Genomic DNA, 15,981 nt, shown 5'->3' on the forward strand with positions numbered 1-15,981 from the left:
CGCGGCGGTCCGTTACGACGAAGCAGCGTCGGTCGATGATGCCGCGGGGCGGGCTCCCGAAGCGGCGGCGCCGGGCGCCGCGCCGGAAGCGGGCACGCCGGCCGCGCCGCTCGCCGCCGCCGCGGGCTTCGCGCTGGTCGGCTGGATCTTCGCGCCGTCGGACAGCCGGTCCATGCCGTCGGTGACGACCTCGTTGCCCACCGCGAGACCCGACAGGATCACCGTGTTGCCGCCGTCGCTCGGGCCGAGCTTGACCTTGTGCACCGACACCGTGTTGTCCGCATTCACGAGATACACGAAGTCGCCCGGCGCGCCGGTCTGCACCGCGGCGGTCGGCACGAGCACCGCGTTCTGAAGCGTGTCGACGAGCAGCTTCACGTTGACGAACTCGTTCGGAAACAGCGCTTCGTCGTCGTTGGCGAACGTCGCGCGCAGCGTCACCGTGCCGGTTGACGTGGCCATCTGGTTGCTGACCGCGTACAGCGTGCCGGTCGCGATCTCGCGCGCGTTGTCGCTCGACCAGGCGGTCACCGGCAGCTTCGCGCCGGTGTTCAGGCGCTGCACGATCGAGGCGAGCGAATCCTGCGGCACCGTGAACTGCACCGTGGTCGGCTTGACCGTCGTGATGACGACGATGCCCGTCGTCGACGACGCCGTCACGTAGTTGCCCGGATCGACGAGGCGCAAGCCGACCTTGCCGGCGATCGGTGCGGTGATGCGGCAATAGGCGAGGTCGAGGTCGAACTGGGCGATGTTGGCGAGATCGGACTTCACCGCCGCCTCGTCCTGCTGCACGAGAAACTGCTGGTCCGCGAAGGTCTGCTGCGCGATCGACTTGCGCTCGTTCAACTGCGTGTAACGCTCGAGATCGGCGCGCGCCTGCGCGAGCGACGCGCGGTCCTTCGCGAGCGTCGCCTGCGCCTGCTGCTTGCTGATCTGATACTGACGCGGATCGATCTGCGCGAGGAACTGGCCTTTCTGCACCTCCTGGCCTTCGTGGTAGCCGACTTCGGTCAGGTAGCCGCTCAGTTGCGGCAGCACGGTCACGGTCGCCGTCGGCGTGACCGTGCCGAGTTCGCTCAGCGTGACCGGCATCGAGCCGGTGGTCGCGCGGGTCACGGTGACGACGATCGCCGCGTTCTCGCGCGCGGGCTTCTTGCGGGTCAGCAGATGGACCACGACGAGAGCGATCAGCACGAGCACGATCGCCGCGAATACGATGAGCCCGCGTCGGGAACGCTTCGGCGGCGGGGACACGGTTTCGCTCATATTGATCTCCGGGTGCGGATATTGGTGTAGATGATGATCGGGCGGCTGGCCGTCCTGTGTCGGGACTGCGCAAAAGTGCCATGGTTCGCGCGCGTTGTCATTAGTCGCGAGCCTCGGGATGCGCTGTTATCTGGACGTAAGGAAACGGGCCGTGTGTCGGGGCGCCGGCATGGCGCCAATGTAACTGCCTTGCGCGGGGTTTGAGTTACAGCGGTGCAACATGTCGGGGGGGTGAAAGGGTTCGCGAGCCCAGCCGGGACTGGATGGATGGGGTCGTGGGCGAACTGGAAGGGAAAAGCAGGGGGAAAGATTGCAATATCCAGTAACAGGCCGGTGAATGGCGACCCGCATGGCTGCCCAGCCCACGTCAGCCGCGCATGCACATTGCGGCGAGTTTGCCGACGGTGATCACCGCCTGTTCTATTTCGTCCGTCCAGGGACTGCTGTAATTGAGCCGGATGAAGTTCCGGTAAGACTTCTCGAAGACGGAGAACATGTATCCGGGCCCGATCGTGATGCCCTGCTCCAGCGCGAGCTTGTACAGGCGCAGCGAATCCACGGACTTCGGCAACTCGACCCACAGCACGTAGCCGCCGGCCGGCCGGGACATGCGCGTGCCCTTCGGGAAGAACCGCGAGACCATCGTCCTCATCAGGTTGGCCTGCTGGGCGTAGGTCTTGCGCACGCGTCGCAGGTGGTGCTCGTAGCCGTCGCGTTCCAGAAACTCGGCGATGGCGATCTGCGGGATCGTCGGCGACGTGAGCGTGTTGAGGAATTTCAGTTTCTCGACCTGGTCGCGGTAGCGTCCCGGCAGCGCCCACCCGATCCGGTAGGCGACGGTCAGGCTCTTCGAGAACGTGCCGCAATGAAGCACGAGCCCTTTCGTATCGAAAGACTTCAGCGTGGTCGGATAGGCATCGCCGTAATACAGCTCGTTATAGACGCCATTTTCGACCACCGGAATATCGTTTGCCGTCACGAGATCCATGAAGGCGCGCTTGTTCGCGTCGGGCATCAGGAAGCCCAGCGGATTCTGGAAGTTCGGCATGACCATGCACGCCGCGATGGAATGCGACGCGATCACTTCGGCGAGCGCATCGACATCGATTCCGGAATCCGGATGCGTCGCCACTTCGATCGCTTTCATCCCCAGCCGCTCGATCGCGTGAAGCATCGCGTAGAAGGTCGGCGACTCCACCGCAATCGTGTCGCCGGGCTTCGCCACCGCCTGCAGGCACAGATTGATCGCTTCCGTCGCGCCCACCGTGATGACGATCTCGTTGGGGTCGATCGGCATGCCGTTTTCGAGGTAGCGGCGGGCAATCTGGCGCATCAGCCTCACATTGCCGGGCGGCAACGCGTCCGTCACGCTCCAGACGGCCTGGCCGCGGCCTGCGTCGTACGCGTAGCGGTTGAGCTTGTCGAACGGAAACGCGCGGGAATCGGGATACGGCGAGCCGAGCGGCACGGCGTCGTCCACGCCGATGGAGCGCAACGTGGAGAGCACGAGGCGGCTCACATCCACGGGCCGCGAAACCGGCTGCGGCCGCGACGGCCGCAGCGCCGGAATGCGGCCGCCATCCGCGCCGTGATCCTCGCTGCTCACGAAGTAGCCGGATTGCGGGCGGCTCGTGATCAGGCCGCGGCTTTCAAGCAGGATGTATGCGCGCACCACGGTCGCGACGCTGAGCCGGTGCTGCTGGCCCATCTGGCGCACCGAGGGCAGTTTTTCGCCGTGACGGTACACACCTTGCCGGATCGACGTTTCGATTTCATCCGCAAGTTTTTCGTAAAGTTTCATCGAACGCCCTCCCCGGCGTTGTCAGGCACGTCGTTCGGCGCGTCGTCCGGCGTCCTTGCGCGACGCCGATCGTAGCAGAACTGTACTGCGCGACGCCGGGCCGATCTGTGCATACCGGACATGCAGACCTGCCCTTACTCTTATCCCATGACGCGTCGCCGCAACGATTCGCGACGCCGGAATCTGGAGCCATGGAATGAAAGGGGTCATATGTCCACGCTTCCCGCTGACGCACGCAACGCTCATACGGCCGGCCACGGCAGGGAGCGCAATGTGAATCTGCTGGAGGCGATGCGGATTTACGTAAGAGTGGTGGAGCGAGGCAGCATATCCGGGGCCGCGCGCGATCTCGAGATCGGCCAGCCCGCAGTGAGCGAGCGCATCGAACGGCTCGAGAAATATCTCGGCTGCCAATTGCTGCTGCGCAACGCGCGGGTATTCAAGTGCACGCCGGAAGGGATCATCTTCCACGAACGCAGCAAGTCGGTGCTCGGCGCGGTGGAACAGGCCGTCGCCGAAGTGTCGAACGACGGGCAGGTGGTCAGGGGCACGATTCGCATTGCCGCGCCGCACTGCTTCGGCGAAACCATCCTGCCCGAGGGCGTACGTCGCATACGGGAGAGCTATCCGCAGCTCGACATCGAACTGGTGCTGAACGACAAGGTTGCCGACCTCGTGACCGAGGGCGTCGACATCTCGTTCCGTCTCGGGCCGCTCGGCGACGGCGCATACATCGCCTCTCCCCTCGGCCCGGTAGAGCGTCTGCTCGTCGCGTCGCCCGATTACCTGAAACGGCACGGCACGATTGCCGAAGCGGCGGACCTCGCAAGCCACAGCTTCATCCGCGTCAAGGGTGCGTTCGACGCGGACCTGCTGCCGCTCGCCCCGCGCGCGCCCGGTGCCGCCGTGGCCGACCGCGTCGACGGCGTGCCCATCCAGACGACCATCAAGACGACGCACTGGCGGCCGATGTTCGAAATGGTGAGGGCCGGCCTGGGCATCGGCGTACTCGAAGCCCCCGCGTGCAGGGAAGCCATCGCGCAAGGGCGCTTCGTGCGGCTCCTGCCGGACTACGAGGTGCCGCCGCTCGCGCTGAATCTGCTGATCCGGCCACAGCGCCCGGTCCCGGCTCGGGTGCGCAAGATTGTCGATATGCTGAAGAACTATGTCGTCGAAGAACTGGGCATGGACCGATAGTTCATATCGGACGATTAACGCTGGCGGGTGGATTGCCATTGTCTATGTTGCTATGTTGAATGGGTACAGCTCATCGAACGAGGAGTGCAAAATGTCTCAGAAGCTGATCGTCGCGACTTTCGATAATCTGGACGTCGCGCAACGGTGCGCACGGGATCTCGACAATTTCGTGAAGGATGGGGATGGCTTCAAGATCGAAAGCGGCGTAATGGTCCAGAAACATGCCGACGGCCAGCTCGCCGTGCTCAGGCAGTACACCGAGTCGTACTGGGGAACGGCGATCGGCGCGGTGACGGGCGGCCTGATCGGCATCATCGGCGGCCCCCTCGGCATCGTCGCCGGCGCTGCCGCGGGAGCCGGCGCCGCGCTCACGGGCCATGCGATCGAACACGTTCTCGACAGGAAGATGACAACCGCGATCGAGGGCGAGCTTCGGCCCGGCAGCGTCGCACTCATTCTCGAAACGACGGAGCCGCCCGAATACGAGGTGGAAAACGTCGTGCTAGGCTACGGCGGAAAGCTCTTCACCCAGCCGCTATCGTGGTGATCGACGCGGCCCGCTCATCCCGCAACCCTTCGACATGAGGTCAGCCGCCGTGTCAGCCAATACCCATTACCGCCGGTTCGAGATTGTCGCGACGCTCACGCCGCTGCCGAACCATCACGGACTCGCGACGGTCACCGTCACCACCACCGATCCCGCGCGTATCGCCGGGCTCGGCACCGACCGCTTCCTGCACACGGAGCGCTGGGTCGAATCGCTCAACCCCGACGCGCTCCAGGTCATCGTGGACGAATGCAAGGTCGCGATCGACCATTACGCGGACAACGTCGACGACAGTTGATGGAATCCGCAAAACATCCGCAAAACGCGCCGCTATGCGGTGCTCCCCCGGCTCGCGAGCAGATCCCGCAGAATCTGTTCGGATTCCCGCGATTCGACGATCGTGAAGAACCATTTTTCCGCATGGGCACGCAGGGCCACCCATGAGTGATCCTGCGGATCGCTCATCATGCGGCTGACGAACTTGCAGCCCCGCTCGATTCCATCGCGGTTCGCCTCCGCCTCGGTCAGCCACTCGGGCTGAACGGTATCGGGGCTGCAGGTCGCGAAGAGACGCCCGTTGTGATGGATATCCACGTGCGCGATCCATCCGCCACGCTGGTTGCACCGCGATTGCGCCGTGATGTCGAACCCGTGGCACTCGATACGTTCGTGCGCTGCCATGCTCGCTCCTTGTCCTTTCGATCACCACGCGATGAATTGCAACCTGCGCCCCGAAGCGAGTCACCGAGTCGAGGAGTTGACCATGAAGCCAGCCACGCAACGCAATCCGGCGAACCGCCGGCACCGTCTCCTGCACGACCTGAAGTGGGTCGCCATTCTGTGGTGCGTCGGTTTCGGCGGCGCAGTTCTGCTTGTCCTGCCGTTTCATTTCCTCGTCATGGCGATGATGCGAAAGTAGCCATGCGAGACAGGGCAACAATGGCGTAGCGGCATTCCTTCATGTTCGCGCCATCGTACATCCAAACCGGTTGAGCGCAACGCCCGGCGCGATCCGATAGTGGATATAGGTTCGTTCGCGTTCGATGTGACACACCCTGTCCGATATCTAGTATCGGCTGCACAGAGGTTCACAGCCGTGGAATTGCTTCATAGAATTCAACGACCAAAGTGTCCCTTTTTGTAATTCGCATCGGGATACCGCTTGCAACGTCCGGTTGGCCCGCTCGGGGACCGCGGAACACGTGCGTTCCATTGCCGTCCGTTGCCCGGCGGCGCCCGCGGGTTCGGCGAGGCGCTCCCGTTGCCGTTTCTACAGGAGTCGTCCAATGCCTATGCGCGATCCCGTGCCGCAAGCCGTGATCACCCCCGTCACCGCCGCCGCCATCTTCATCGTGGCGACGCTCAAACCCGGTGACGACCATGCCGCCACCGTGCGCGAATGGTGCGGCGACGTCGCCGCCTTGATACGCTCGGTCGGCAAGCGCGTGCCCTCGGGATACCTGGCCTGCGTCTGCGGGTTCGGCTCGCGGGCGTGGGACACCCTCTTCGGCGCGCCGCGTCCCGCCGGGCTGCATCCGTTCGAGGAAATCCGTTCTGGCGAGCGCGTGGCGGTATCGACGCCCGGCGATATTCTTCTGCACATTCGCGCGTCGCACATGGACCTGTGCTTCGAGCTCGCGACGCAACTGCTCGAGCGGCTGGAGGACGCCGTCGAAGTGGCGGACGAAGTCCACGGCTTTCGCAATTTCGACATGCGCGACATCATCGGCTTCGTCGACGGCACCGAGAACCCGGAAGGCCGCGATGCCGCGAAGTTCACGCTCATCGGCAAGGAGGACCCCGCGTTCGCGGGCGGCAGCTACGTCATCGTGCAGAAATACCTGCACGACATGAAGGGCTGGAATGCGCTGCCGGTCGAGACGCAGGAGAACATCATCGGCCGCAAAAAGCTCTCCGATATCGAGCTCGCCCCCGACGTCAAGCCCACGAACTCGCACAGTTCCCTGACCACGCTCGACGAAGACGGCGAAGAGATCAAGATTCTGCGCGACAACATGCCGTTCGGCCGGGTCGGCGACAAGGAATTCGGCACTTATTTCATCGGCTACGCACGCTCCCCCGCGCCGATCGAACAGATGCTTCGAAACATGTTCATCGGCAGGCCGCCGGGCAACTACGACCGGCTGCTCGATTTCAGCCGCGCCGTGACAGGCGGCCTCTTTTTCGTGCCTTCGGCCGATATGCTCGAAGCGCTCGTCGAACCCGGCGCGCAAGCCGCCGGCTCGCCGGGCGCGCGTCCGGAGAGCGCGGCGGGCACACGCGAACCCTCGCAGGACGAAACTTCCCACGGTTAGAGGTAACCCGATCATGTCCACACTCTGCGATATCTGCCATGCCCGCCCCGCCGTCGCGCGCGTCGTCGTCACCGAGAACGGCGAGCGCAAGGCGCTGTCGATCTGCGACTACCACTACCGGCAGTTGATGCGTCATCAAAGCATGCTCAATCCGTTCGATTCGCTGCTGGGCGGAAGCGGCCTGTCGCGCTTCTTCGGCGGCATGGGCGGCGAAGGCGATCACGACGACGCGTTCGCGGGCCTCGCGGCCGAAGTGCCGCGCGAGTCCGTCGACGCCACCGACGCGTTCAGCGGGCAAACCCTCGAAATTCTCCAGCGCGCCGCGGAAAAAGCGCACGAGTTGCATCGCAACGAGCTCGACACGGAGCATCTGCTGTACGTGCTCGCCGATACCGACGTATGCGCGGCGCTGCTGAAGGAGCTGAAGCTCTCGCCGCAGGACATCCGCAGCTATATCGACGAGCATGCCAAGCAAGGCACTGCGAGCGACGACGCGTCTGTCGAAAAGATGACCGTGTCGCCGCGGCTGAAGAAAGCGTTTCAGTTCGCGTTTCAGGCTTCGCGCGATCTCGGTCATTCGTACGTCGGCCCCGAGCATCTGCTGATCGGTCTTGCCGCGGTACCCGAAAGCCTGGCCGGCACGCTGCTCAAGAAGTACGGCGTGACGCCGGAAGCGCTGCGCCAGAAAGTGGTGAAGGTCGTCGGCAAAGGCGCGGAAGACGGGCGCGTCGAAACACCTACCGGTACGCCGAATCTCGACAAGTTCGGGCGCGACCTCACCGCGCTCGCGCGCGAAGGCAAGCTCGATCCCGTTCTGGGCCGCGCACAGGAAATCGAGAGCACGATCGAAGTGCTCGCGCGGCGCAAGAAGAACAATCCGGTGCTGATCGGCGAGCCGGGCGTCGGCAAGACCGCGATCGTCGAAGGACTCGCGCAGCGCATCGTCAACGGCGACGTGCCCGAAGTGCTGCGCGGCAAGCGGCTCGTCGAGATCAATATCAACTCGATGGTCGCGGGCGCGAAATACCGTGGCGAATTCGAGGAACGCGCGAAGCAATTGATCGATGAGGTAACGGCCAAACAGGACGAACTCATTCTCTTCATCGACGAGCTGCATACGATCGTCGGCGCGGGCCAGGGCGGCGGCGAAGGCGGCCTCGATATCGCCAACGTGCTCAAGCCGGCGCTTGCGCGCGGCGAATTGAGCCTGATCGGCGCGACGACGCTCAACGAGTACCAGAAGTACATCGAGAAGGATGCGGCGCTGGAGCGGCGTTTTCAACCCGTGTTCGTGCCGGAGCCGAGCGTCGAGCAAACCATCGTGATCCTGCGCGGCTTGCGCGACAAGCTCGAAGCTCATCACCAGGTCACGTTCTCCGACGATGCGTTCGTGGCCGCCGCCGAGCTGGCGGACCGCTATATCACGCAGCGCTTCCTGCCGGACAAGGCCATCGATCTGATCGACCAGGCCGCGGCGCGCGTGCGTATCGGCGCGACCTCGCGGCCCGCCGATATCCAGGAGCTCGAAGCTGAAATCACGCAGTTGAAGCGCGAGCAGGACTATGCGTCGTCGCGCAAGCGCTTCGACGAGGCCAAGGACTTCGAAGAGCGCATCACCGGAAAGCAGAAGCTGCTGGACGAGCAGATGGAAGCGTGGCAGCGCAAGACGGGCTCCGAAACACTCGAAGTGACGGTCGCGTCGGTGGCGGAAGTGGTGTCGCGGCTCACCGGCATTCCCGTCACCGAACTCACGCAGGAAGAGCGTCAGAAGCTATTGGAGATGGAGAACAAGCTGCGCGAGCGGGTGGTGGGCCAGAACGATGCGGTGGTCGCGGTGAGCGACGCCGTGCGGCTCTCGCGCGCGGGCCTCGGCCAGGAGCACCGGCCGATTGCGACGTTCCTGTTCCTCGGACCCACGGGCGTCGGCAAGACCGAACTCGCGAAAGCGCTGGCGGAAAGCGTGTTCGGCGACGAGCAGGCCATCATCCGCATCGACATGAGCGAGTATATGGAGCGTCACGCGGTAGCGCGCCTCATCGGCGCGCCGCCCGGATACGTGGGCTACGACGAGGGCGGCCAGTTGACCGAACGCGTGCGGCGGCGCCCGTACAGCGTGATCCTGCTCGACGAGATCGAGAAAGCGCATCCGGACGTCTACAACGTGCTGCTGCAGGTATTCGACGATGGACGTCTCACCGACGGCAAGGGCCGCGTGGTCGATTTCAGCAACACGATCATCATCGCGACGAGCAACCTCGGCTCCGCGATCATCATGGACAACCTCGAGCAGCCCGAGGCGCAACGCAAGAGCGAAAAGGACCTACGCGAGGAACTCATGAAGGTGCTCAAGGGCCACTTCCGCCCCGAGTTCCTGAACCGCATCGACGAGGTCATCGTCTTCCACGCGCTTTCGAAGGAGAACATTCGCTCGATCGTGCAAATCCAGCTCGACCGCGTGACGCGCACGGCCGCCGCGCAGGACATTACGCTGAAGATGGGCGAGTCCCTTCTCGATCATCTGGTCGAAGTCGGCTATCAGCCCGAATTCGGCGCGCGCGAGCTGAAACGACAGATTCGCCAGGGCGTGGAAACGCGTCTCGCGAAGGAAATACTCGGCGATGCGCTGAAGCCCGGCGACAGCGCGGAAATCGACTACGACAAGGAAAGCGGCGAGGTCCGGGTCAACAAAACATCGTCCGCTTCCACGCCTCGCCAGGATAAGGCCGCCAACGGTGCCGGAGCGGCGGCGGACGCCGGCGAGCCCGCGGCTGCCGGGGCACCGACGACGGGAAAGGGGCGCAAGAAACGCGGCGAACACAAACCGGAAGCGAACGCCAAATAATCAGACTGGAGCAACGCGGCAGCCGTTATTGCCAGAAGTATTTTTAAAGACGGACGCCGCGTCGACGCATTGGCTTTTCATTCGATATATCCGGGAAAATACAACGAATTTACCGATTATTAGAATCGCATTAACCCATCTTGTTTAGCCATCGGGATTCCCTAAAATAAATCGCATCATCACGCGAGGGGCATTCTCGCTTCTATCCGGCACCGCGTCCCGCATCGCCACGATCCCGACGATTTCTAACGGCACCGCCTGGAGTTTCCTATGACCAAGCAACGCGAAGTACCGGGCGTGCGCCCCTATGACGGGCCCGCCGGCGGATGGGGTGCGCTTCGGGCCACCGCCCAGGCGATTCACCAGCAAATGGAGAGCATCGAGGCGCCCATCATGCTGATGCGCACGAATCAGCCCGACGGGTTCGATTGTCCCGGATGCGCATGGCCCGACAAGGAGCACCGCTCGACGTTCCAGTTCTGCGAGAACGGCGCCAAGGCCGTGACGTGGGAAGCGACGACCAAACGCGTGCCGCCCGAATTCTTCGCGGCCAATACGGTCACGGCGCTTTTGCAGAAAACGGATTACGAGCTCGAAGACATGGGACGGCTCACGCATCCGCTCGTCTACGACCGCGCGACCGATACGTTCCGCGCGGTCGACTGGGAAGATGCGTTCGCGCGCATCGGGGAAATTCTGCGCTCGCTTTCGCCGGATCAGGTCGAGTTCTATACATCGGGGCGCGCGTCCAATGAAGCGGCCTTCCTGTATCAACTGTTCGCCCGCGAATACGGCACGAACAATTTCCCCGATTGCTCGAACATGTGCCACGAGCCGACGAGCGTCGGGCTGCCGCAGTCGATCGGCATCGGTAAAGGCACGGTTTCGCTCGAGGATTTCGATTCGGCGGAGCTCATCATCTCCATCGGCCACAACCCCGGCACCAATCATCCGCGCATGATGGGCACGCTGCACGAGGCGTCGCGGCGCAACGTCCCGATCATCGTCTTCAATCCGTTGCGTGAACGCGCGCTCGAACGCTTCGCCGATCCGCAGAGCGTGCTCGAGATGGCGACCTTCGGTTCGACCCGCATCGCCTCGACGTATTTCCAGCTCGATGCCGGTGGCGACGCGGCCGCACTCAAGGGCGTCATGAAGGCGCTCCTCGCGATGGAGGCCGAAGCGGGCACCGTCCTCGACAAGGCATTCATCGCCGCGCACACGCAGGGCTTCGATGCGTTCGCGGCCGACCTCGATGCGACGTCGTGGGACGACATAGAAAAGGCCAGCGGCCTCACGCGCGCCGACCTCGAGCACGTCGCCGTCGCCTATGCGAAGTCGAATGCGACGATCGTCACCTACGGCATGGGGATTACGCAGCACAACAAGGGCACCGCCAATGTCCGCCTGATCGCCGACCTGCTGCTCCTGCGCGGCAACTTCGGCAAGCCGGGCGCCGGCATCTGCCCGCTGCGCGGACACTCCAACGTGCAAGGCAATCGCACGGTCGGTATCACCGAGAAGCCCTCCGCGGCGTTTCTCAAGCTGATCGAAGACGCCTGCGGCTTCACTCCGCCGGCCGCGCACGGTCACGACGCCGTCCAGGCAATGCAGGCCATGATCGCGGGCGACGCGAAGGCGCTGATCTGCCTCGGCGGCAATTTCGCGGTGGCGCTGCCCGACTCCGGGCAGTCCTTCCCGGCCATGGCCGGACTCGATCTCGGCGTGCACATCGGCACCAAGCTCAACCGCACGCATCTGCTCGTTTCGAAGGAAACCTATCTCTTTCCGTGCCTCGGCCGCACCGAGCTCGACATGCAGGCGGGCGGCCGGCAGTCGATCACGGTGGAGGACTCGATGTCGATGGTTCACGCGTCCGCCGGCAAGCTCACGCCCGCCTCGGAACACCTGCGCTCGGAGCCGGCGATCGTCGCCGGCATCGCACGCGCGACGCTACCGCATAGCAAGGTGCCGTGGATGGAGCTGATCGCGGACTACGACAGGATCCGCGATCTCATCGCGCGCGTCATTCCCGGCTTCGAGGACTTCAATGCGCGCATCAGGATACCGGGCGGCTTCCGTCTGCCCCTGCCGCCCACCGAGCGCGTATGGCACACGCCGTCGGGCAAGGCCGAGTTCTCCGTCTACGGCGGCGTGAAGGAAGACGCGGACGTGCTGGGCGCCGGGAACGTGCTGCGCCTCATCACGATCCGCAGCCACGACCAGTACAACACGACCATCTACGCAATGGACGATCGCTATCGCGGCGTGTTCGGACGGCGCGACGTGCTGTTCATGAACGAAGCGGACATGGCCGCCCAAGGCATCGAGCACGGCGACGTGGTCGATATCGAAACGCTCACGCCCGGACGGACGCTGCGCCTGAAAGGCATCACGGCGATCGTCTACAGCATCGCGAAGGGATCGGTGGCGGCGTATTATCCGGAAGCGAACGTGCTGGTTCCGCTCGACTACATCGACAAGGAGAGCGGCACGCCTTCGTACAAGTCGGTGCCCGTGCGCGTCGTGCACGCGGCGGGTTAGTCAGCCCGCCGGCGATCCTGGCGGCCTCATTGCCCTTCGGCCGCGCGGTGCCGCGGCTCGGGCTCACGCAGGCGTTACCTGGAACTCCGACCCATCATGCAAATCTTCGATGCATTTCATCTCGCCAGGTTGCAGTTTGCGTTCACGGTTTCCTTTCACATCGTCTTTCCGGCCATCAGCATCGGCATGGCGAGCTTTCTCGCCGTGCTCGAATGGCGCCTGCTGCTGACGGGCGACGCGGCCTACAAGGACATGTACCGCTTCTGGTCGAAGATCTTCGCGGTCGGCTTCGGCATGGGCGTGGTCTCGGGCGTCGTGATGGCCTACCAGTTCGGCACGAACTGGAGCGGCTTTTCGACGATCGCGGGCAACATCACGGGGCCGTTGCTGACCTATGAGGTGCTGACCGCGTTCTTCCTCGAAGCAGGCTTTCTCGGCGTGATGCTGTTCGGCTGGAACCGCGTGAGTCCGCGCGCGCATTTCTTCGCCACGGTCATGGTCGCGATCGGCACGCTGATCTCGACGTTCTGGATTCTTTCGTCGAACAGCTTCATGCAGACGCCCCAGGGCTACGCGATCGAGAACGGCCGCATCGTGCCGGTGGACTGGTTCAAGGTGATCTTCAACCCGTCGTTTCCGTTCAGGCTCGCGCACATGACGATTGCCGCGTTCATCGTCGCCGCGTTCATCGTGGCGGCGTGCGGCGCGTGGCATCTGCTGCTCGGCCGGCGCGACGTGCCGGTCAAGCGCAGCTTTTCGATGGCGCTCGGCATACTGCTCGTGCTCGCGTCCGTGCAGATCGTCGTGGGCGACGCGCACGGCCTGAACACCCGCGAATACCAGCCCGCCAAGATCGCCGCCATCGAGGGGCTCTGGGAAACGGAGCATGGCGGCACGGCGCTCAACCTGGTCGGCCTGCCGGACATGAACGCGGAAGTCACGCGTTACGCGATCCGGATTCCGCATCTGGGCAGCCTGATCCTGACGCATAGCTGGAACGGCGAGATTCGCGGGCTCAAGGAGTTTGCGCCGCAGGATCGCCCCTACTCGCCCATCGTGTTCTGGACGTTCCGGCTCATGGCCGGTCTCGGCATGCTGATGCTGTTGACCGCGTTGCTGGGTTTGTGGCTGCGGCTGCGCGGACGCCTCTACGAAACGCGCTGGTATCAGTGGTTCGTGTTCTGCATGGGACCGTCCGGCATCGTGGCGCTTCTCGCGGGCTGGATCACGACCGAGGTCGGCCGCCAGCCGTGGACCGTCTATGGCGTCCTGCGCACCGCGGATTCGATGTCGCCCATCGGCGCGCAACAGGCAGGCGTGTCCCTGCTCGTCTTCGTCATCGTGTACTTTCTCGTGTTCGGCGCCGGCGTCTATTACATGCTGAAGATGATGAAGAAGGGCCCGGCGCAAGGTATCGAAAGCAGCGAGTCGCTCAAGTACCCGGGATTGCACAACCGCGCGCTCGACGCCGTGACAGGAGACTGACGCCATGTACCTCGATCTCCCCGTCGTCTGGGCCGCCATCATCGGCCTCGGCGTTTTTCTCTACGTGATGCTCGACGGCTTCGATCTCGGCATCGGCCTGCTGTTTCCGTTCTTCGAAGGCAAGGCCGATCGCGAGGTCATGCTCAACACCGTCGCGCCGGTGTGGGACGGCAACGAAACGTTTCTCGTGCTCGGCGGCGCGGGACTCTACGGCGCGTTTCCGGTGGTGTACTCGACGCTGCTGCCGGCCAACTACATGCCGCTCATCCTGATGGTCGTCGGCCTCATCTTTCGCGGCGCGGCGTTCGAGCTGCGCGCGAAAGCCACCCGCACGCAGCACGCGTGGGAGCTCGCGTTCATCGGCGGCTCGGCGCTCGCGGCCATGTGCCAGGGCATCGTGCTCGGCTCGCTGCTGCAAGGCATCCGGATCGTGGACGACCGCTTCGCGGGCGACCCGTTCGACTGGTTCTCGCCATTCAGCGTGTTCTGCGGCTTCGGTGTGCTCGTCACCTACGCGACGCTCGGCTGTGGCTGGCTCATCCTCAAAACCGAAGGCGAATTGCAACGCAAGATGCGGCAACTGATGTGTCCGCTCGCGGCCGTGCTGCTCGCGGCCATCGTCTTCGTGAGTCTGTGGACCGTGCTCGGCTTGCCGGCCGTCGAGGCGCGCTGGTTCGCGAGCGGCAATCTGGTCTGGTTCCTGCCGGTGCCGGTGCTCGTGGTCGCCTGCGTGTGGGGCATCTTTCGCACGGTCCGGCTCGGGCACGATGCGTCGCCGTTCCTCCTCACGCTCGCGATCTGCTTCCTCGGCTTCACCGGGCTCGTGATCAGCATCTGGCCGAACATCGTTCCGCCCTCGCTGACGATCTGGGAGGCTTCTTCGAGCCACTCGAGCCAGCTCTTCGCGCTGGTCGGCACCGTGATCGTGCTGCCGGTGATTCTCGTCTACAACGCGATGCAGTATCGGGTATTCCGCGGCAAGGTTCGCGAAGGGGACGCGGGCTATCACTGATGATTCGATAAACGACAAGAGCGCATCATGATTGTGAGGCCCAGGGAAAACTGGTTCCGCCTGCTGTTCGTCTGGAACGGCTCCGTGCTGCCGTCGATCATTCCGCAACTGACTTTCATGGCGATCGTCAGCACTCTCGCCGTTTTCACGCACGGCCGCGTGCTGGGAGAAAAGATTCCGCTCAATACGGCGCCGTTCACGCTGTTCGGCGTGGCGCTCGCGATCTTCCTCGCGTTTCGCAACAACGCCAGCTACGAGCGCTTCAACGAGGCGCGCCATCTGTGGGGCAATCTGTTGATCGCGTCGCGCGCGCTCACGTCACAGATGCTCTGCTACGTGCCCGAGCGCGCCGACACCCTGCGCGTCGCCCGGCAGCTCATCGGCTTCGTCTATGCCCTCAAGCACGAGTTGCGCGGCACAGACCCTACCGAGGACCTGCTGCGCCTGCTCGGATGCGAGGAGACCGGCATGTTGCGCGATCAATGCTACAAGCCCATCGCGATCCTCAACGAAATCCGCCGCGACGTGGCGAGCCCTCGTCATCGCGCCCATACTTCGGACACGAAGCTATGGATACTCGATGCGCAGATCAACGAGCTGGGCAAGGTCGTGGGCGGCTGCGAACGTATCGCCTCCACGCCCATTCCGTTCGCCTACAACGTGCTGCTGCACCGTACCGTCTACGCGTACTGCGTGCTGTTGCCGTTCGGTCTCGTCGATTCGACCGAATTCTTCACGCCGCTGCTCTGCGTGTTCATCTCCTATACGCTGATCGCGCTCGAAGCCATCGCAAGCGAAGTGGCCGACCCGTTCAGCACCACCCCCAACGCGCTCGCGCTCGACGCGATGTCGCGCAATATCGAGCGCTCCATTCTCGAACTGTGCGGGTGCCCGATCCCGGCGCCGGTCGCGCCGGTGCGTGCTTATCAGCTCACTTGAGCGACCGTACAGGGAAGCTTTTGACCGAAG

13 protein-coding genes are annotated in these 15,981 nt (G+C 63.9%); 10 read left to right on the forward strand and 3 right to left on the reverse strand.

Translation table 11 applies throughout. The annotated features are described in order from the left end of the window. Positions 1 to 12: 12 nt before the first annotated feature. Complete coding sequence (locus QM685_RS06975) at positions 13 to 1,269, reverse strand: efflux RND transporter periplasmic adaptor subunit (RefSeq protein WP_415114126.1); 1,257 nt, start codon at positions 1,267 to 1,269, stop codon at positions 13 to 15. Between the two features lie 367 nt (positions 1,270 to 1,636). Beyond that, entirely contained in the window at positions 1,637 to 3,070 is a 1,434-nt protein-coding gene (locus tag QM685_RS06980) for a PLP-dependent aminotransferase family protein (RefSeq protein ID WP_415114128.1), read from the reverse strand. 273 nt (positions 3,071 to 3,343) lie between these two features. Here QM685_RS06980 and QM685_RS06985 point away from each other — a divergent pair, with 273 nt between their 5' ends. The 3 genes from QM685_RS06985 to QM685_RS06995 all read left to right on the forward strand — a co-directional run bounded on the left by QM685_RS06985 (position 3,344) and on the right by QM685_RS06995 (position 5,112). After that, on the forward strand, positions 3,344 to 4,267 hold the full coding sequence (locus QM685_RS06985) for a LysR family transcriptional regulator (protein WP_415114707.1): 924 nt from the start codon (positions 3,344 to 3,346) through the stop codon (positions 4,265 to 4,267). A gap of 91 nt (positions 4,268 to 4,358) precedes the next feature. Next, positions 4,359 to 4,814 (forward strand): DUF1269 domain-containing protein, encoded by a 456-nt coding sequence (locus tag QM685_RS06990; protein ID WP_415114130.1) that lies wholly within the window; start codon positions 4,359 to 4,361, stop codon positions 4,812 to 4,814. A gap of 49 nt (positions 4,815 to 4,863) precedes the next feature. Beyond that, positions 4,864 to 5,112 carry a hypothetical protein gene (locus tag QM685_RS06995; RefSeq protein WP_415114132.1) on the forward strand — a complete coding sequence of 83 codons (249 nt, stop codon included), beginning with the start codon at positions 4,864 to 4,866 and terminating at the stop codon, positions 5,110 to 5,112. A gap of 32 nt (positions 5,113 to 5,144) precedes the next feature. On the opposite strand, the gene QM685_RS07000 is transcribed toward QM685_RS06995, so the two are convergent. Beyond that, positions 5,145 to 5,495 carry a DUF6566 family protein gene (locus tag QM685_RS07000; RefSeq protein WP_415114134.1) on the reverse strand — a complete coding sequence of 117 codons (351 nt, stop codon included), beginning with the start codon at positions 5,493 to 5,495 and terminating at the stop codon, positions 5,145 to 5,147. Between the two features lie 82 nt (positions 5,496 to 5,577). Here QM685_RS07000 and QM685_RS07005 point away from each other — a divergent pair, with 82 nt between their 5' ends. The 7 genes from QM685_RS07005 to QM685_RS07035 all read left to right on the forward strand — a co-directional run bounded on the left by QM685_RS07005 (position 5,578) and on the right by QM685_RS07035 (position 15,951). Beyond that, on the forward strand, positions 5,578 to 5,733 hold the full coding sequence (locus QM685_RS07005; protein ID WP_415114136.1) for a hypothetical protein: 156 nt from the start codon (positions 5,578 to 5,580) through the stop codon (positions 5,731 to 5,733). Between the two features lie 367 nt (positions 5,734 to 6,100). Next, positions 6,101 to 7,129 carry a Dyp-type peroxidase gene (locus tag QM685_RS07010; protein WP_415114138.1) on the forward strand — a complete coding sequence of 343 codons (1,029 nt, stop codon included), beginning with the start codon at positions 6,101 to 6,103 and terminating at the stop codon, positions 7,127 to 7,129. A gap of 13 nt (positions 7,130 to 7,142) precedes the next feature. Continuing rightward, complete coding sequence (locus tag QM685_RS07015) at positions 7,143 to 9,971, forward strand: AAA family ATPase (RefSeq protein ID WP_415114140.1); 2,829 nt, start codon at positions 7,143 to 7,145, stop codon at positions 9,969 to 9,971. 270 nt (positions 9,972 to 10,241) lie between these two features. Then, a complete protein-coding gene (locus QM685_RS07020; protein ID WP_415114142.1) occupies positions 10,242 to 12,515 on the forward strand; it encodes an FdhF/YdeP family oxidoreductase in 2,274 nt (757 codons plus the stop codon). A gap of 96 nt (positions 12,516 to 12,611) precedes the next feature. Beyond that, positions 12,612 to 14,000: a cytochrome ubiquinol oxidase subunit I gene (locus tag QM685_RS07025; RefSeq protein WP_415114144.1), complete on the forward strand. Its 1,389-nt coding sequence runs from the start codon at positions 12,612 to 12,614 to the stop codon at positions 13,998 to 14,000. Between the two features lie 4 nt (positions 14,001 to 14,004). After that, positions 14,005 to 15,012, forward strand: a complete 1,008-nt coding sequence (cydB, locus tag QM685_RS07030) for a cytochrome d ubiquinol oxidase subunit II (RefSeq protein ID WP_415114147.1) — start codon at positions 14,005 to 14,007, stop codon at positions 15,010 to 15,012. A 27-nt stretch (positions 15,013 to 15,039) separates the two neighbouring features. Further along, on the forward strand, positions 15,040 to 15,951 hold the full coding sequence (locus QM685_RS07035; protein WP_415114149.1) for a bestrophin family protein: 912 nt from the start codon (positions 15,040 to 15,042) through the stop codon (positions 15,949 to 15,951). The last annotated feature ends 30 nt before the right edge of the window (positions 15,952 to 15,981 follow it).

Source organism: Paraburkholderia sp. (assembly GCF_047605525.1).
In the GTDB taxonomy this organism is placed as follows: domain Bacteria; phylum Pseudomonadota; class Gammaproteobacteria; order Burkholderiales; family Burkholderiaceae; genus Paraburkholderia.